At 52.2% G+C, this 18,018-nt stretch carries 15 protein-coding genes; 14 read left to right on the plus strand and 1 reads right to left on the minus strand.

Translation table 11 applies throughout. From position 1 onward, the window contains the following. The first annotated feature begins 4 nt into the window (after positions 1-4). From IEV97_RS03250 to IEV97_RS03305, 12 genes are all read left to right on the plus strand, one after another. Entirely contained in the window at positions 5-1,630 is a 1,626-nt protein-coding gene (locus IEV97_RS03250) for a RagB/SusD family nutrient uptake outer membrane protein (RefSeq protein WP_188500054.1), read from the plus strand. A gap of 75 nt (positions 1,631-1,705) precedes the next feature. Then, positions 1,706-2,746 (plus strand): SusE domain-containing protein, encoded by a 1,041-nt coding sequence (locus IEV97_RS03255; RefSeq protein ID WP_188500055.1) that lies wholly within the window; start codon positions 1,706-1,708, stop codon positions 2,744-2,746. A 145-nt stretch (positions 2,747-2,891) separates the two neighbouring features. Beyond that, a complete protein-coding gene (locus IEV97_RS03260; protein WP_188500056.1) occupies positions 2,892-5,360 on the plus strand; it encodes a glycoside hydrolase family 31 protein in 2,469 nt (822 codons plus the stop codon). Positions 5,361-5,787: 427 nt separating this feature from the next. After that, positions 5,788-7,374, plus strand: a complete 1,587-nt coding sequence (locus IEV97_RS03265) for an alpha-amylase family glycosyl hydrolase (protein WP_188500057.1) — start codon at positions 5,788-5,790, stop codon at positions 7,372-7,374. Between the two features lie 19 nt (positions 7,375-7,393). Further along, positions 7,394-8,572, plus strand: coding sequence for an aldose epimerase family protein (locus tag IEV97_RS03270; protein ID WP_188500058.1), 1,179 nt, complete (start codon positions 7,394-7,396; stop codon positions 8,570-8,572). Positions 8,573-9,016: 444 nt separating this feature from the next. After that, positions 9,017-11,746 (plus strand): alpha-L-rhamnosidase-related protein, encoded by a 2,730-nt coding sequence (locus IEV97_RS03275; protein WP_188500059.1) that lies wholly within the window; start codon positions 9,017-9,019, stop codon positions 11,744-11,746. Between the two features lie 116 nt (positions 11,747-11,862). Continuing rightward, positions 11,863-12,108, plus strand: a complete 246-nt coding sequence (locus IEV97_RS03280; RefSeq protein WP_188500060.1) for a hypothetical protein — start codon at positions 11,863-11,865, stop codon at positions 12,106-12,108. Positions 12,109-12,182: 74 nt separating this feature from the next. Then, a complete protein-coding gene (locus tag IEV97_RS03285) occupies positions 12,183-13,088 on the plus strand; it encodes a LysR substrate-binding domain-containing protein (RefSeq protein WP_188500061.1) in 906 nt (301 codons plus the stop codon). Between the two features lie 62 nt (positions 13,089-13,150). Beyond that, positions 13,151-14,353 carry a threonine synthase gene (locus IEV97_RS03290; RefSeq protein WP_188500062.1) on the plus strand — a complete coding sequence of 401 codons (1,203 nt, stop codon included), beginning with the start codon at positions 13,151-13,153 and terminating at the stop codon, positions 14,351-14,353. Between the two features lie 266 nt (positions 14,354-14,619). Continuing rightward, on the plus strand, positions 14,620-14,988 hold the full coding sequence (locus IEV97_RS03295) for a methylglyoxal synthase (protein ID WP_188500063.1): 369 nt from the start codon (positions 14,620-14,622) through the stop codon (positions 14,986-14,988). A 78-nt stretch (positions 14,989-15,066) separates the two neighbouring features. Then, complete coding sequence (locus IEV97_RS03300) at positions 15,067-15,570, plus strand: hypothetical protein (RefSeq protein ID WP_188500064.1); 504 nt, start codon at positions 15,067-15,069, stop codon at positions 15,568-15,570. Positions 15,571-15,662: 92 nt separating this feature from the next. After that, entirely contained in the window at positions 15,663-16,124 is a 462-nt protein-coding gene (locus IEV97_RS03305) for a hypothetical protein (protein WP_188500065.1), read from the plus strand. A 160-nt stretch (positions 16,125-16,284) separates the two neighbouring features. Here IEV97_RS03305 and IEV97_RS03310 read toward each other — a convergent pair whose 3' ends face one another. Next, the gene (locus IEV97_RS03310; RefSeq protein ID WP_188500412.1) at positions 16,285-16,500 is read right to left on the minus strand and encodes a hypothetical protein; all 216 of its coding nucleotides are present in this window, start codon (positions 16,498-16,500) and stop codon (positions 16,285-16,287) included. A gap of 344 nt (positions 16,501-16,844) precedes the next feature. On the opposite strand from IEV97_RS03310, the gene IEV97_RS03315 reads away from it, so the two are divergent. Then, positions 16,845-17,243, plus strand: a complete 399-nt coding sequence (locus IEV97_RS03315; protein WP_188500066.1) for a GNAT family N-acetyltransferase — start codon at positions 16,845-16,847, stop codon at positions 17,241-17,243. Between the two features lie 93 nt (positions 17,244-17,336). Continuing rightward, on the plus strand, positions 17,337-17,861 hold the full coding sequence (locus IEV97_RS03320) for a DUF421 domain-containing protein (RefSeq protein WP_188500067.1): 525 nt from the start codon (positions 17,337-17,339) through the stop codon (positions 17,859-17,861). Positions 17,862-18,018 lie beyond the last annotated feature (157 nt).

Consider the following 18,018-nt stretch of genomic DNA (forward strand, 5'->3'; position numbering starts at 1 on the left):
CATTATGAGAACTCTGAATTTCAGAAATATAAGAAACATAGCACTGGCAGGCGTTATTTCCCTGTCGGCTGCCTCTTGCGACCACGATCTGGACATAGAGCCGAAGTACGATGTGGTGTCAGCCAACGTGTACCGCGACTTTGCCAACTACAAGCCCATCCTGGCAAAAATGTACGCCGGCTATGCCGTGACAGGCCAGCAGGGCCCGACCGGCCGTCCCGACATCAGCGGTATCGACGAGGGTTTTTCGAACTACCTGCGCCAATACTGGCAGGCACAAGAACTGTCGACCGACGAGGCGATCATTGCCTGGAACGACGGCAACCTGCGCGACCTGCATGACATGGACTGGACCCCGGCCAACGAATTTTTGCGTGCGCTTTACAACCGTATCTTCTACCAGGTATCACTCACCAACGAGTTCATCCGCGAAACGCAGGACGGCCTGCTGAGCGAGCGTGGCATCTCAGGCGCTAACCTGGAAGAAGCCAGGCGTTTCCGTGCCGAGGCCCGCTTCCTGCGCGCCCTGAGCTACTGGCACGCACTTGACCTGTACGGCAACGTGCCTTTTGTGACGGAAGAAGACCGCGTAGGCTCTTTCCTGCCGGAGCAGACCACACGCGCCGATCTTTTCAGTTATGTGGAGAGCGAACTGCTCGCCATCGAAAATGAGTTGGGAGAGCCGGGCTTTGAGTACGGAAGAGCTGACAAGGCCGCAGCCTGGACGCTGCTCGCCAAGCTATACCTGAATGCGGAGGTATACACCGGCCAGGGCAAATTTGCCGAAGCTGCAACCTACTCTAAAAAGGTGATTGACGCAGGACGCTACCAGTTGGAGGCAGAGTACGGCCACCTGTTTCTGGCGGATAACCATACCTCCAGCGAGATCATTTTCCCGATCACCTTTGATGGGATGCGTACCACTACATGGGGCGGTATGACCTACCTGGTGCACGCTCCGGTGGGAGGTAACATGAACGCAGCCTCATTTGGCATCAACGGCGGCTGGGGAGGTTTGCGCACCACCAAAAGCATTGTAGAGCTTTTCCCGAGCACCAACGCAACCCCGGATGAGCGCGCTATGTTCCATACCGACGGACAGAGCCTTGAGATTAGCGACATCTTCACATTTACGGAGGGCTACCCGATCACGAAATACAAGAACGTGAACAGAGCAGGCATAGCAGGCTCTGATCCGAGCGGTAACCACCCGGACACAGACTTTCCGATGTTCCGACTGGCTGACGTGTACCTGATGTATGCGGAAGCGGTGCTACGTGGTGGAGGCGGTTCTGCTGCCGATGCGCTGGGCTACGTGAATCAATTGCGCCGTCGTGCCTACACCGATGCTGCTGGCAATGTTAGAGGCAATGGAGGCACGATCAGCCAGGGTCAGCTTACGCTGGATTTCATCATCAACGAGCGCGCCCGCGAGCTGAAATGGGAAGGCCACCGCAGAACAGACCTGATCCGCTTCAACAGGTTCACATCAGCTACTTATGTGTGGCCGTGGAAAGGTGGTGTTCCGGAGGGTAAAGGTGTAGAGGAATTCCGCAGCCTGTACCCGATCCCAAGCACAGACCTGACTGCTAACCCGAACTTGACGCAGAATCCGGGCTATACGCGATAATCTGAAAAAACCGGAAACTGGCTGCACTAGCAGTAGGCTTCCGGTTAGATAAATCACTTTTTGAAATCATCAATTATGAAAAGCACGATAAATAAGTTATTCACTTTGTGCCTGATGTCGCTGGTGCTGTTCTCCTGTGAGAAAGACGAAGAACGTCTGGTACTGCGCCCGGGTGCTGTCCCTACCCTTGCTGCCACAGCCAACAGTGTGGAGTTGACAGCTGAAAATAAAGGCGAGGACGCGATCACCCTTAATTGGACGGCTGCTGACTATGGCATCCCGGCAGCTGTTACCTATACCTTGCAGTTTATTGCCGAGGGCGGTGATTTTGAGTCAGCCAGAGAAGTAGAAGCCACACCGGGTATGCTGAGCGAAACCCTTACCGTAGCAGAGCTGAACACGCTGGCCGTACAGCTGGGTCTGGCTCCGAACAACGAAGGAACAGTGCAGGTACGTGTGCAGTCCTCTGTGGCTGAAAGCATCTCGCCGACGCACTCTAACGTGGTGTCATTTAAAGTGACGCCATTCCTCGACATCATCGAGTACGTGTCGCTTTGGGTACCTGGCAGCCACCAGGGCTGGGATCCGGGCAAAGCCCCCAAAGTGTCATCTGTTAAAGACGACGGTGTGTACGAAGGCTATGTGAACTTCCCTGATAACAAGACGAATTTCAAGTTAAACCCCGCACCTAATTGGGATAACGACTTTGGAGGAACAAGCAGCGGCAACAAAGGTACACTGGTCGCAAAAGGCTCTGACCTACAGGTAGACGGCGCAGGCTACTACCTGCTCAAAGCCAACACCAACCAGTTGACCTGGGAGGCTATTAAAACGTCTTGGGGTGTAATAGGTGATGCCACCGGCAGTTGGGATAACGACCAGGACATGACTTACGATGCGACTGCTCAGGTATGGAAGGCCACGCTCCAATTGTCTGTTGGAGAAATCAAGTTCAGAGCCAATGACAAATGGGATATCAATTTCGGTGACGACAATGCCGATGCCAGCCTGGAGTATGGCGCAGCCAACATCAAGGTAGCAGAGGCGGGTCGGTACGAAGTGGTGTTGAATCTGGCAAATCCGGGTAACTATACCTACACGCTGACCAAGCTCTAAGATGCTACGCTCGCACACAGACTTTACGGAAGTATCCTGCTGCGAACGGCACCCTTAAACTTAGCAAACCCGGCAGGCTACAGCGTCTGGCCGGGTTTGCTATATAAAGTCCTTTTGTTTTCAATCTTTCGAAAAAATCCCGCCTATGAAGATTTTCTACATGCCGCTTACTGCCCTCCTGCTGGCTATGTTGCTATACCTGCCGAGCCATGCGCAGAACAGCCCCATCAAGGAAGTCGGCTCCGTCAATAAGGTCAACATCTCGGGCCAGAAAGTGAGCCTGACCACCGACCGGAACACCCATATAGAGGTGAGCGTCTATACCCCAACCGTGGTGCGCGTGCGCATGGACAAGCAACCGCTTGGCAAGGATTTCTCCTATGCCGTGGTCACACAGCCGCAGCAAACCAAACTGAACATTACCCAGAACGACAAAGAGGTCACTATCCAGACGGACTCGCTTCAGGCCCGCATCGCCAAAAACCCGTTCTCAGTCGCTTTCTATACCCGCGACGGCAAAGTGATCAACCAGGATGAAGAAGGACTGACCACATCCTGGATAGGCGAAGAAGTGACCACTTACAAAAAGATGCAAAAGGGCGAGCGCTTCATCGGCCTCGGCGAGAAAACAGGCGGGCTTGACCGTCGCGGCAGCGGCTATACCAACTGGAACACCGATGCTTATGCCTACACGACCAACCAGGATCCGCTTTATACCACCTTTCCTTTTTACATTGGTATACACAACGGCCTCAACTACGGCATCTTTTTCGACAACAGCTACCAGAGCGATTTCAACTTCGGGGCCAGCAACAACCGCTTCTCTTCTTTCGGGGCGCAGGGTGGCGAAATGGACTATTACTTCTTCTACCATACCAAACTGGCCGACATCATCGGGAGCTATACCGGGTTGACTGGCCGCATGGAGCTGCCCCCGCTCTGGAGTCTGGGCTATCAGCAGAACCGCTACTCCTACTACCCCGAAACAGAGGTATTCCGTATCGCCCAGACCCTACGCGAGAAGCGTATACCTGCCGACGGCATCACGCTCGACATCCACTACATGGATGCCTACAAACTCTTCACCTGGGACAAAACGCGCTTCCCCGACCCGGCCGGCATGAACAAGAAATTGAAGGACATGGGCTTCCGGACCACTGTGATCGTGGACCCGGGCATTAAGATCGAAGAAGGCTACGGCGCCTATGAGCGTGGCATCAAAGACGATGTTTTTCTGAAGTACCCTGACGGGAAATACTACGCCGGTGAGGTATGGCCGGGCTGGACGCACTTCCCGGATTTTACAAGCGCAAAAGGCCGGGAATGGTGGAAAAAGGAGATTAAATTCTTTGCTGACACGAATGTGGACGGCTTCTGGAATGACATGAACGAGATTGCCACCTGGGGCCAGAAAATGCCGAACAATGTGCTCTTCGACTACGATGGCCACCTCACGACGCACAAGGAAGGTCGCAACGTGTACGGTCTGCAAATGGCGCGCGCCAGCTACGAAGGAGCCCGTCAGCACATGCCCAACAAGCGCCCGTTCATCCTCTCCCGCGCCGGCTACTCCGGTTCGCAGCGCTACTCGGCCATCTGGACCGGCGACAACCGCGCCGAAGACAGTCACATGCTCCTGGGTATACGTTTGCTCAACAGCCTTGGCGTAACTGGTGTAAGTTTCTCGGCCATGGACATTGGCGGCTTCACGGGCAACGCGCCGGTTGGCCTGTTTGCCCGCTGGATTCAGTTGGGTGCCTTCACCCCTTACTTCCGCAACCACACCGGGGTGAACACCCGCTCTGCCGAGCCCTGGGCCTTTGGCGAAGAGGTAACCGAGATCGCCCGCAACTTTATAAGCCTGCGCTACCGCCTGATGCCCTACATCTACTCCAACATGTACGAAGCCACCCAGACTGGACAGCCGCTGATGCGCACGCTGGCCATCGACTATACCCACGACGACAAGGTATACAACGGTGAGTTCGAGTCGCAGTACCAGTTCGGAAAGGCCTTCCTGATCATGCCGTTTGAGAGCACCAAAAACTACGGCAAGGTATACTTCCCGCGCGGCAGGTGGTACGACCTCTGGACCGGCGAAGTGAAGGAGGGCAACCGAGAGGAGATGATAGCCGTGCAATACAACAAGCTGCCGATCTATGTGAAAGAAAGCAGCATCATCCCGATGCAGTCGCTGGTGCAGCACACCGGTGAAAAGCCGACGGATACGCTGACCGTACACGTATACCGGGGCGATGTGGCCAACAGCTTTGTGTACTACGAAGACGACGGAGAGAGCTACGACTACGAGAAAGGTGCTTTTTACAAGCGCACGATTACCTACGACCCGCGTCGCAAAACCATTACGTTCGGTGATGTGGAAGGCAATTTCAAAACAAAGTTCAACCACGTGAAGTTGATGCTGCACGGTTTCGACGCGAAGACCCGGTTCCAATTCAACGGAAAGCGCACTAACGTGCAGGAGGACTTTGCCTCGTTCATTGATCCGGTGTCACGCTTTGATCCGCAAGGCACTGCTAATCCGGGAATTGGGTATAGCGTGCGTAGCCTGGTGGTACGAAATGAGAATGGAAAGTTTACGGTGGGGTATTAAGTCTGAATCGGGATTTACAGGATTAAAGAGGGCCCCTACCCCCACGGATTAACAGGATTCCAGTGCACGATTGTCATCCCCCTGCCCCCTTCAAAGGGGGACATCCTGCACGTTAATTCCCCTCTGGGGATAGGGATCCTCAATAAAGTGAGGGGCAGGGGTGGGTAATAGCTACTGAAAGCCTCTCTGTAACCAAGATCCTTTCTGGCTGACAGATGGAAAAGTATTAGCTTAAAGTCCCCCTTTGAAGGGGGCAGGGGGATGACAACCGTGCACAGGGAGTTAACTCATACTCCCCGGACGCGAGCGAGAGCATACAAAACACAGATAGACGAAGACAATACTACAAAGCCATAACGAAACTAATCATTCCTAAACCCCCTCCCCTGTTCTTAGGGGAGGGCTGGGGTGGGGTAAACGAACAACCATGAAAAAACGAAACCTGCATCACCTCCTGCTTATACCTGCGCTATACCTGGCGACGGGCTGCAGTACGCCTACCGTAGTCGACAGTGAGTCTGGGACTACGACCGAAGCCAAGGCCAGCGAATGGCCCCACAGTGTAAGCTACGAGATCTTTGTGCAGTCCTTCTGCGACTCCGACAACGACGGCATCGGCGACATCAAAGGCATGACCTCCAAACTTGACTATCTGGCTGAGCTAGGTATAGAAGGCATTTGGCTGATGCCGATGAGCCCCTCTCCCTCCTACCACAAATACGACGTGACCGATTATACCGGCATTCACCCCGACTACGGTACCATGGAGGATTTCAAAACCTTCCTGGAAGAGGCGCACAAGCGCAACATCAAAGTGGTGATCGACCTGGTGGTGAACCACTCCAGCAACCAGCATCCCTGGTTTTTAGAGGCGGCCAAAGACGAGAAAAGTCCTTACCGCGACTACTACGTGTGGGCGCACAAAGACGATCCGCAGACCAAAGGCGAGGGCAAAACCACGGGCGACGACTCCCGTAACGTGCAGCACTGGCATGAGGTGAAAGGAAGCGACTACAAATACTTTGGCTACTTCTGGGGCGGCATGCCCGACCTCAACTTCGACAATCCAAAGGTGCGACAAGAGGTCTACAAGATCGGCAAGTTCTGGCTCGAGGAAGTGGGTGTGGATGGTTTCCGTCTGGATGCAGCCCGCCATATTTTCCCGGACGACAGACCGGCTGATAACCACGCTTTCTGGGAAGAGTTCAGGGCCGAGATGCAAAAGGTAAAGCCGGACGTATACCTGGTGGGCGAGGTATGGGCTGAGGCTGATGTGGTAGCTCCTTATACCAAAGGCCTTCCCGCCCTCTTCAACTTCGAGATGAGCTGGAAAATACTCGATGCGCTGAAGACAGGAAACGGCGACTCACTGGCCATCCACCATGACCGCATCATCAATACGTATGAGCAGGTAAATCCCGATTTTGTGGACGCCACCATCCTGAGCAACCACGACCAGAACCGCATCATGAGCGAGGTGAACGGCGACCTGAACAAAGCTAAAGTAGCAGCGGCCTTGCTCTTTACGTTGCCAGGCGCTCCGTACGTGTACTACGGCGAGGAGATCGGGATGCTGGGCAAAAAGCCGGACGAAATGATCCGGGAGCCTTTCCTGTGGGACACAAAAACTAACGATGATTGCCGCACCAGCTGGGTAACGCCGAAGTTTAGCACCGAGCAAAGCGTGAAGCCGATGACACAGCAGGCACAGGATCCGAACTCCCTCCTCAACCACTACAAAGCCTACATCCAACTGCGCAACAGCAGCAAACCCCTGACACACGGAGAACTCGAACCTGTGAATTTGAGCAACCGGGCGGTGAGTGCTTTTATGCGTACCATGGCCGATGAGTCGGTACTAGTGCTGCACAACCTTTCCGGTAAAGAAGTGAGCGTCACCATACCTGCCAGTCTGCAAGAGCACAAACAGCTTTTGCATCAGCACAATGGCGCCAAACTGAATGGCACTACGGCGCAGCTTCCACCCTACAGTTCCCTTATCCTGAGAAAATAAACCAAACCAAAAAGAGTTTATGAAAAAACGTAATGGCCTCTATACCTTGCGCTCCCTGGCGCTGTTCGCCTGCCTGAGTGTTGCGACGCTTACAGGCTGCGGCAGCAAGCCGGACCAGCCCGGACAAAGTTTGAGTAAACAAGAAGTGAACAACATGGAAATAAAATCCGAGTCCTTTGGCACCGCCCCCAACGGGCAGGAAGTGCAGCTCTATACGTTGACCAACGATAGCGGCATGACCGTGAAGATCACCAATTACGGCGCCATCGTCACCTCTATCCAGACACCGGACAGGGATGGCAACCTGGGTGAAGTGGCGCTTGGTTTCGACAGCGTGGACGGTTATGTACCCAACGACCCGCATTTCGGGGGCATTGTGGGGCGCTATGCCAACCGTATCTCCAAAGGAAAATTTACCCTGGACGGTCAGGAATATAAACTAGCTGTGAACAATGCGCCCAACCACCTGCACGGGGGCATCACAGGTTTCGACAGAGTGGTGTGGCAGGCAGAGCCTTTGCAGAAGCAAAATGCCATCCGGCTGACCTATGTGAGCAAGGACGGCGAAGAAGGCTATCCCGGCAATTTGACTGTCGTGGTCACCTATACCCTGACCGGCTTCAATGCCCTGAAGATCGACTACGAAGCCACCACCGACAAAGCCACGCCGGTGAACCTGACCAATCACAGTTATTTTAACCTGAGCGCAGGCAAGGAAAAGGATATCCTCAACCACATCGTCACGATCCACGCCGACCAGTTCACAGCTTCCGACGAGACGCTTATACCTACCGGCGAGCTGAAACCAGTGAAAGGCACGCCTTACGATTTACGGACGCCAACCCGCGTAGGCGACCGCATTGAAAACCTGCAAGGCTACGGCTACGACCTGAACTACGTGGTGCGAAACGGAGGTGACCGATTGGTGCCTGCTGCGACAGTCGAAGACCCCAGCACAGGCCGCGTGATGCAGGTTCAAACGACGCAGCCCGGCATCCAGTTCTACACCGCCTACCACCTCGACGGCACCCTTACCGGCCACAACAACACAACCTACAACCGCTACGCCGGCCTCTGCCTCGAAGCCCAGCACTTCCCCGATTCCCCGAACCAGGAAAGCTTCCCTTCGACGATCATCCGGCCAGGGGAAAAGTACAGTGAGACGACGATTTATAAGTTTGAAGTGAAGGGGGAATAGCTTGTCTGAATCATTATATAGGGCCCCTACCCCAAGGATTTACAGGATTGAAGGATTGACAGGATTCTCGTGCACTATTGTCATCCCCCTGCCCCTCCCGAGAGGGGAATCTGCCGTTGCCTAACTTTTAGGTATAGCATTGTAGCTGCAGTTTCCTGTGCACGATTAACATCCCCCTGCCCCCTTCAAAGGGGGACTTCTGCAGTTGCCACTCTACAGGTATAAGCACTGTTGTAGACGTCACAGAGCACTGGCAGGTATGGCAAGACTAACTTGCATGCCAGCTATGAAACAAAAAACACTTGCCAGGTGCACTAATTGACGCTCCACTGTTTGAGCGTTCAGCGAGTTTGGAGCGTCTTGATTTTTTTGCTTACTTTTTTCATCAAGGAAAAAAGTGAGGCCCGCCCGGCCAGGGCAAGCAATGCAACATAAAAATAAACCATGACCAAGTACACGTACATAAAGGTATTAAGCTTAGCAGCGCTACTAACTGCTACCGCCTGCAAAACGCAACAGCCTGACTCAGGCGTTTCCGAGTCACAGGTAGTCACGGCACCACTCTGGCAATCCCAAGCCTACAGCATATACCCTGACCGGGTAGTGCAAGGCGACCACGTAGCACAGGCACTTTCCCCTACCGAGATCACCTCCAGTTACCAGAGCCCGGCTAACGAATTCCAGTCGCCGGAGATCATGTTCAAGTTCAGCATCAACAGCAAAGACAACGAGATGCCGCCGGGTATGGACCACCAGTTCGTTTGCCTTGCCGAAGAAGGTGGCAGCTGCGAAACCCCGCTTATCAAGTTCAGTCAACAGCTGAAAGCAACTGCGCCCGCTCCGCCAAAAGCATTTCTGCCGCCGAACACGCCTTTGACCGTGCGGGTGGATATGCGGGAAGTGCTGGCTGCGTTTGAGAAAGACGGCTTTTACACGGCCTACAACGGCAGCAAGGTATACAAAGACGATTTCAAGGGGGTTTACATTGCCGGCAACACCACGCCCCTTTCCTGGGATTTCGACAACCTGGCGAGTCGGGAAGGGATGCAGTTGGAGGACCCGGACGGCGATGGCATTTATGAAGTGACGCTCACCATGAACGCTCACCGCGAAGAGAAATTCACGGCCTCGCACTGGAAGCTGAGTGCACCGATCGACCATTATCCCCAGTACAAATCTGACTATGTGCTCACCGATGCGCTCTACAACATGACGCTGGAGGAAGTGGTGAAGAACATCGAAGCCGACAGCACGTTCCGGACGGGCAAAGAATGGGCCGGGGTGTGGACCCGCGACATCAGTTATGCCCTGGTGTTAGGTTTAGCGGCCATCGAGCCGGAGATAGCCCGCAAAAGTCTGATGCGCAAAGTGAAGAACCAGCGCATCATTCAGGATACTGGCACGGGAGGCGCTTATCCGGTTTCTACCGACCGCATCGTATGGGGCATCGCGGCATGGGAGATCTATACCGTGACCGGCGACCAGAACTGGCTGCAAGAGGCCTACGAGATCATCCGCAACTCGATGGAAGACGATCTGCTCAACGCTTTCGACCAGAAAACGAACCTGATGCGTGGCGAATCCTCGTTCTTGGACTGGCGCGAGCAGACCTACCCGAAATGGATGCAACCGGCTGACATTTACGCTTCGCAGAACCTGGGCACCAATGCCGTGCATTACCAGGCGAACGTACTGTTGAGCCAGATGGCGACGATGCTAAACGACAAACAGGCGGCTGACAGGTATAGCCAACTGGCCGCGCGCATCAAGGAAGGTATAAACCAGCATCTATGGCAGGAAGACAAGGGCTATTACGGGCAGTACCTGTATGGCCGTAACTACCTGTCACTGTCACCCAGGTCTGAGGCGTTGGGTGAGGCACTGACGGTGCTGTTTGGCATTGCCGATGCTGACCGGGCAAAGCGTATTGTAGCCAACACGCCGGTATATGAGTTTGGTGTGCCGAGTATTTTCCCGCAGATCCCGAACATTCCGCCTTACCACAACAACGGCATCTGGCCCTTTGTGCAGGCCTACTGGACACTGGCGGCCGCCAAAGCCGGTAACGAAACCGCTACCGTGGAGAGCCTGAACGCCATTTACAGACCGGCTGCTTTGTTTCTGACCAACAAAGAGAACTTCGTGGCCAGCAACGGCGATTATGCTGGTACGCAGGTGAACTCCGACCGTCAGCTTTGGAGTGTGGGCGGCTTCCTGGGCATGACCTACAAATTGCTTTTCGGGATGGATTTTCAGGCGGATAAACTGGTGTTCAAACCCTTTGTGCCGGAGGTGTACAAAGGCAAGCATCACCTCTCCAACTTCAGGTATAGGAACGCCGTGCTCGACATCGAAATGCAGGGTTTTGGCAACAGCATCCGTAGCATCACACTAGACGGCAAGCCGCTGGAAGGTGCCGCTATACCTGCCAGCCTCACCGGTCAGCACAAGGTACAGATCGAGCTTTCTGATGAGATAAGCGACAAAGGAAGTCAGAATAAAGTAGCCCACCACGTCACGCCGCCTGCCCCGACGACGAGCTATGCGAACGGCAAACTCAGCTGGAAGCCAGTGGAAGGCGCGATAAACTTTACTGTGCTCCGGAACGGCAAAGCCCTGCAGGATACTAAAGAAACAGGTATAGCGGTGCAGGCTAATGGCTATGCCGAGTATCAGGTGATAGCGACCGATGCGGCAGGTTTTGGCTCTTTTGCCAGCGAACCGGTGGCGGTATACCCTACGGCGCTGGAACAGGTATACGAAGCTGAGACAGTGGCACGGCCAGCCAAACAACCTTACAAAGGCTTCACAGGCAAGGGCTTTGTGGAAGTGAGCAAGAAGGCGAACACGACCGTCCACTTTAAAGTGACAGCCCCGCAGGCGGGTCTGTATGCCATCGACTTCCGCTATGCCAACGGCAACGGCCCGATCAACACCGACAACAAAGCGGCCATGCGCACCCTCCGCAAGGGCAAGGAAATGGCAGGCACCGTCGTGCTGCCGCAGCGTGGCATTGGCGAGTGGAGCGACTGGGGCTATACCAACAAGGTATGGATGCAGCTCGGGAAAGGCAGTAATCAACTGTCACTCACTTTCGAGCCTGCCAACGAGAACATGAACGGTGAGATCAACCAGGCCATGATCGACCACCTGCGTATGATCCGGGTACAATAGATTTTGGTAGAAATTAAGGAAAGCCCCGGTCTGACTTAAACAGGCCGGGGCTTTTTTGTTGAACTGGCATCTTCTCCCGCCGAAATGAGTATAGGGTATACCTTAAAACACGAAGAATGACACAACGAGAAGTAACCGACACCGAAAACACCACCTGGACCTGCGTGCAGGTTTATGGCACCCTTTCACAGGAAAATGCCGACAAGGCCGCTGAGTTGACTGAAGATACAAACGGCGAAGTGACAGTAGTCTGCACCCCGAGCGGCGGCGCCCAGACCGTGCGGTTGCAACTGCCCAAAGACTGGATGGAAGCCGTAACCGACGAGGAATTGGCTAATCAGATCGAGGCGCAGCAGCAATAATACCCTCGGTAGGTATACCTGCTACCAAACCACACCGCATTTCGTTATATTGGCAGGAACACATTTCGACAGGTATGCTCTCTCACAGGCACGAGATTTTCATGGAAGTGGCACGGCTGCTGAGCTTTACCAAAGCCAGTCAGACGCTCTTCATCAGCCAGTCCGCCATCAGCAAGCACATCAAAGCGCTGGAGGAGTTCTATAAAACCGGCCTCTTTGAGAGACTAGGCAACACTGTGGTTCTCACGCCCGCCGGCAGGCTGCTGTACGATAAACTACTGTCGGCCAAGCAGCTGCAGCACGAGCTGTTCCAGGATTTCAAGCAGCTCAGCGAGAACTTCTCGCCGCAAGTGAACATGGTGTTGGGGGCCAGCACCACCATCTCGCTGTACATCCTGCCGCCCGTGCTTTCGGCCTACCTGCAGAAGAACCCGAACGTGCAGCTCGACCTCAAGAACCGCAACAGCGAGAACATCCTCAAAGCCCTCCTCGACCATGAAATAGACCTGGGCATTGTGGAGGGTGTCAACAAGGTGAGCAACGTGACCTATACCCCTTTCCTGACGGACGAGGTGATCGCGGTCTGCTCTTCGCGCAATCCGCTCAAAAAGCAGCAACTCGAGATCCGTGACCTGTATGAGATTCCGCTGGCGCTGCGCGAACGTGGTTCGGGTACGCTGGCCGTGCTGGAAATGGCGCTGGAGAAAAAACAAGTGAAGCTGAATGAGTTGCCTATCAAAATAAGACTTGGCGGCACGGAAGCCCTCAAAAACTTTGTGCGGGTAGATACCTGCCTCTCCTTCCTGCCCCGGCAGGCTGTCATCAAAGAGCTGCAGTCCGGCGAACTGGTGCAGGTGCCCATCAATGGGCTTACCATCAAGCGGAGCTTCAACTTCATTCAGCGCAAAGGCACCGAGAACAATTTCCCTTACAAGAATTTCATTCAGTTTACCAAGCGCTATTATTCCAAAATGGAATAGGCTATTCCTTTTAGCTATTTTGTTTGGTCATATCAGGGGTGCTATTTGCCGTAGATACTGATATGAAAACCACAATTCAACCTCTTATTAGCCACCTGAACAACCTTACCTGCTCCGGCTGTGGCGCCCCTTATTCTCCTTTCGAAAAACAAACGGTCTCGGCCTGCTGCCAGCTGCCGCTTTTAGCTGGCTATGCCCCTGAGGTGATGCCTGAGAAAGAGGCATTGCTCACCCGGGAAGGTACCATGTGGCGCTACCTCGAGCTGCTGCCCGTGCTGCACAAAGAAAACATCGTGAGTCTGGGGGAAGGCTATACCCCTATTCTGGAACTGAAGAACCTGGCGCAGAAACACGAGCTGCGTAAACTGCTGCTGAAAGATGAAGGTCAGAACCCAACCGGTTCGTTTAAGGCCCGCGGCTTGAGCATGGCCATTTCCAAAGCCAAAGAGCATGGCGTGGAGGGCTGCATTATACCTACGGCAGGCAATGCCGGGGTGGCCATGGCCGCTTATTGCGCCAAGGCAGGTATGCGCGCCACCGTGGTGATGCCCCGCCATACGCCCAAGGCTTTCCGGGACGAATGCTACTGGTATGGTGCCGAGGTGGTGCTGGTAGATGGCCTGATCAACGATTGTGCCGCCAAAGTGAAGGAGCTCAACAGCAAGGGCGAACTGCTGGACGTGTCGACACTGAAGGAGCCTTACCGCCTCGAAGGCAAGAAAACCATGGGCTATGAAATTGCCGAACAAGGCAACTGGCAACTACCAGACGTCATCCTATACCCTGCCGGTGGCGGCACGGGGTTGATCGGCATCTGGAAAGCCTTCAAGGAGATGAAACAGATAGGCTGGCTGCCGGAAGACATAAAGCTGCCCCGCATGGTGGCGGTGCAGGCCGAAAACTGCCGTCCGCTGGTAGAGACGTTCTACGGCAGGCAAGCCAACGCCCAAAACTACGTAGGCAAACCGACCATCGCCAACGGACTAGCAGTGCCGCGTCCGTTGGGCGAGCAGCTGATGCTACAGACGCTGCAGGAATCTGGCGGCACGGCCATCAGCATTTCAGAACAGGAAATGATCACGGGTCTGAAAGAGCTCGGCACCAACGAAGGCCTGTTTGTAGCACCCGAGGGAGCAGCCGTTTGGATGGCGGCCCGTAAACTGCTGGACACCGGCTTCATTCAGTACGATGAAGATATCCTGCTGCTCAACACCGGCTCGGGACAGAAATACATGGAGAACCTGAGCAGCTATCAGCCGGATTAAACGATTAAGGATTGATCTACTGTAGTGCCCATTTACAAAAACGGGATAAAAAGCGGTCTTCCACCAAGGCTGCTATAAAAAAGCGTCGTCGGTAGTTATCGGCGGCGCTTTTTTTATACACAAAGCCGTTGCAGTAGTGCTGCGACTCATGCCACCCCGTAATCTTTCGGACTTGCAGGTATCAACAATTAATAGGAAAAGCGCTATCTTCACTTGCGCGACATCCAGGCAGCGGTGTTGTACCCATACCTTATACCTAAAATTTTATGTCAACGATTGCACTCATCGCCCACAACAACAAGAAAACAGAACTGCTGAACTGGGTAAAGGAAAACCAGCAGGCGCTCCGCCAATACAAACTGATCGGCACCACCAATACCGCCAAGCTCATCAACGAACTGCTCGACATGAACATTGAGCCATTCGGACACGGCCCCAGCGGTGGTGACATTCTGCTAGCCGCACGCCTGCTGCAAGGCCAGATTCAAAAAGTGATCTTCTTCATCGACGTGGAAACCCCGCACGGCCACGAGCACGACATCCAAACGTTGATTCGCACTGCAGTGCTCAATAACATCCCAATTGCGTTGAACAGAGCTTCGGCCAATTTGATTGTGCTGGAGCGGGAGGATTAGGAATATAGTCCTTCTGATATAGTACCAATAACCGTATGTTCACGCTATTGAACAAGTTATACCACATTGAAGTCATAAATGAAAATAATAAACTCCACCCTTCGATTGTTAGGAATTGCCTTATTGGTAAGCTGTGGGAATTCGGACACTATTTCGGCAGTCAATACAAACAATGAACAAACCATTCAAATGGCAGACAGAATAAAAATAGCTGAACTGACAACTACATTAACAAAGCTAAAAAATGGGCAAACAGAATTTGATTTCATTGGCATAACTTCCAATGGAATTGACTGCCTCTACTTCGTTTATGAAAAGGGAAAGTTCAACCTCGAGTTTGAGTCAATGGTTGAAGAGCAAACACCATTCATTGATAAACTAAAAGAATTTGCTCAGATGAATAAATTTGAAAGTGTGATGACGACATATGGCAATCAACCATATTATCCATCCGTGACACCAGCACCAGTAATCAGAATTGAATCTAATTCGACCCTTGAAGAGATGGTAGCATTAGGTACAAAGATTCAGGCAGAAATCTTTCAGAACAACAGCACAACTGTTTATGATATGGTGCCATAGACAAAACAACAAGGTATAACCCTGTACAGGCTCCACACTCGGCTGCGCCTCGTTCACAGCCTGTACTAACCGTTACTTGTAATTACAAAAAGATGAATTTAAACTTAATTCTACTTAACGCTGGTTCTCCTATGATGTGGTTTGGGCTCTTCCACTTGTTGATTATCAACGCGGCTATTGGGGTAGTAGAAAGCAGACTATTGATAAGGTTAAAGGTAGAAAATAGAACATGGCTGATAGTCCTTGCAAACTATGTTTCTATGGTCGCAGGACTTTTTTTTATTGCTCCCCTTACAGCTGAGTGGCTTGGTAACACAGACTTTTGGGGCAATACAACAAGTTACGGAAACTATCAAATGCAAGGGTTTTTCTTCGGTATGGGCATGGCGTTCATTGCCACAGTTATCCTGGAGCTGCCACTATTTGCGGTGGCTTTGCGTGAAAAGCAAACTCTTAAAAAGCTAAGTCTAATAACGCTGAAAGTAAACGGAATAACTTATATATTAATGCTTTCTGTTTACTCCCTCATCAACTTGCCAGGGAGCAAATGGTAGAAGAACAAACATCAAGCAACAAAGCATATGAGCAAAACTTCGGCTGCGCCCCGCTTACCTCATGTACCACAACGTTAGTTGTTTTAATGAAATGTATCATGTGCCTTACTTACACCCATAATTGGGGAGGCAGTAAATTAGCATAAAAGCACACAAACTTTTACCAAATGGTGGGGGCACATAAAGTGACAAATCCAGATTCTTTTATCTCGGTTTGATTAGTCGTGTTTTCTTCGCTTTCGTTCGATTTAAATGTATTGCTACATTGACCAAGCACCACCCAAATAATTACAAAAATTAGAATCGTACTGAAGCATCCTCCACCTAGTTTTTTAGCACCATAGCCAGCAAGCAATCCTCTGAATAAGTTATTCATAGTAGTATTTTTATGTTTCTCGTTAGAAACGACATTTGGAATATGAAGTTTTACTTAATGCCCAACCGTTCCTGAAAAGTTATTTGCATAAGGTTATATGGTAGGCATGCTGCTTTATCCTAGTCTGAAGGAGTGGTAAGGTGGAGTATGGGAGCTAAACTTAGAGATACTTGAAAAGACGAAGGTTAGAGATTTCATTGAGTATAGAGCAGAACCCTACACTGAATAAATAAAGTGGTGAAAAACACGATACGCCAACAAAGCACAGGGATTACGTTCGGCTGACGCCTCACACATTGCCTGCACTAATCAGTCAACCTAAATTCCAACATCCTTCCTACCCCATGAACATCACCTACAAATCAGACCTGACACCAGACACCCAGCAGATCATCGACCTCTACGACAGCTCAGGTATAAACCGCCCGACTGCAGACCATGCGCGCATCGAGAAGATGTATGCTAATTCTAACCTAGTGGTGACGGCCTGGGATGGGGAAACACTGGTAGGTATAGCCCGCTCACTCACCGACTTTTGCTATGCCTGTTATCTGTCAGACCTGGCCGTCCGGAAGGAATATCAGAAAGATGGAATCGGCAGGCAACTGATTGCTTTGACGAAGGAGATAATAGGAGAGCAAAGCATGCTGATACTTCTGTCGGCCCCGGCTGCCATGGACTACTACCCGAAAGTGGGATTTGACAAGGTAGATAATGGCTTTATGATCAAACGGAGCAGGTAGCGGTGTCTCTATTTCCCGCTCATCCGTAACCGCACCAGCACAATCCAGTACAAGGGGCATATACCTACAACTGAACCCAGGGATACGTACCTTATGGAAAACATCTTCTTTGATAGTTGGGAAAGCATCATCAGAACTTTCTCCGTCACGATCATGGGGTATATTGCCATGATCTTTTTGTTAAGAGCCTCCGGCAAACGGACGCTCTCCAAAATGAATGCCTTTGACTTTATCGTGACAATAGCCCTGGGCTCTGTACTGGCTTCGCTCTCGCTTAATAAAAGCGTATCGCTGGCCGACGGTGTCACCTCATTTTTCGTGCTGATCTTCCTGCAGTACCTCATCACCTGGCTTTCTGTTCGCATCAAGCAAGTAAAGCAGGTTATTACCAGTCAGCCTACGCTACTGCTCTACAAGGGTGAACTTATGAAAGATGCGCTTAAAAGAGAACGTGTTACGATCGAGGAAATCAATTCTGCTGCACGCAACGGAGGCCAGGAAGACCTGTCGGGAATTGATGCGATGATTCTGGAATCGACTGGTGAGATAACGGTTATACCTACGCTAAGATCCAACACGCCTAACACACTGAAAGACGCCGGCAATTTCCCGGGGTAAGCCCGGCACCTGACAACACTTCCATACCCTGATAAGCCCAGGTATAAGCAGAAGTACCTTGCCTGTGCTTTTTAGCAACCTGCGCCCAAAATTCCTTATGTTTTCCTAACTTGCCTTTTCAACAGGTTCTTATTCACCCTTGCTTAACCCTACGCAT

The organism is Pontibacter amylolyticus, assembly GCF_014638845.1.
Lineage (GTDB): Bacteria > Bacteroidota > Bacteroidia > Cytophagales > Hymenobacteraceae > Pontibacter > Pontibacter amylolyticus.

Coding starts and splice junctions, on each gene's coding strand:
- IEV97_RS03320 (WP_188500067.1), top strand. CDS start 17,337: ATGGAAAACATCTTCTTTGATAGTTGGGAAAGCATCATCAGAACTTTC.
- IEV97_RS03275 (WP_188500059.1), top strand. CDS start 9,017: ATGACCAAGTACACGTACATAAAGGTATTAAGCTTAGCAGCGCTACTA.
- IEV97_RS03285 (WP_188500061.1), top strand. CDS start 12,183: ATGCTCTCTCACAGGCACGAGATTTTCATGGAAGTGGCACGGCTGCTG.
- IEV97_RS03250 (WP_188500054.1), top strand. CDS start 5: ATGAGAACTCTGAATTTCAGAAATATAAGAAACATAGCACTGGCAGGC.
- IEV97_RS03255 (WP_188500055.1), top strand. CDS start 1,706: ATGAAAAGCACGATAAATAAGTTATTCACTTTGTGCCTGATGTCGCTG.
- IEV97_RS03310 (WP_188500412.1), bottom strand. CDS start 16,500: ATGAATAACTTATTCAGAGGATTGCTTGCTGGCTATGGTGCTAAAAAA.
- IEV97_RS03270 (WP_188500058.1), top strand. CDS start 7,394: ATGAAAAAACGTAATGGCCTCTATACCTTGCGCTCCCTGGCGCTGTTC.
- IEV97_RS03305 (WP_188500065.1), top strand. CDS start 15,663: ATGAATTTAAACTTAATTCTACTTAACGCTGGTTCTCCTATGATGTGG.
- IEV97_RS03315 (WP_188500066.1), top strand. CDS start 16,845: ATGAACATCACCTACAAATCAGACCTGACACCAGACACCCAGCAGATC.
- IEV97_RS03260 (WP_188500056.1), top strand. CDS start 2,892: ATGAAGATTTTCTACATGCCGCTTACTGCCCTCCTGCTGGCTATGTTG.
- IEV97_RS03280 (WP_188500060.1), top strand. CDS start 11,863: ATGACACAACGAGAAGTAACCGACACCGAAAACACCACCTGGACCTGC.
- IEV97_RS03265 (WP_188500057.1), top strand. CDS start 5,788: ATGAAAAAACGAAACCTGCATCACCTCCTGCTTATACCTGCGCTATAC.
- IEV97_RS03300 (WP_188500064.1), top strand. CDS start 15,067: ATGAAAATAATAAACTCCACCCTTCGATTGTTAGGAATTGCCTTATTG.
- IEV97_RS03290 (WP_188500062.1), top strand. CDS start 13,151: ATGAAAACCACAATTCAACCTCTTATTAGCCACCTGAACAACCTTACC.
- IEV97_RS03295 (WP_188500063.1), top strand. CDS start 14,620: ATGTCAACGATTGCACTCATCGCCCACAACAACAAGAAAACAGAACTG.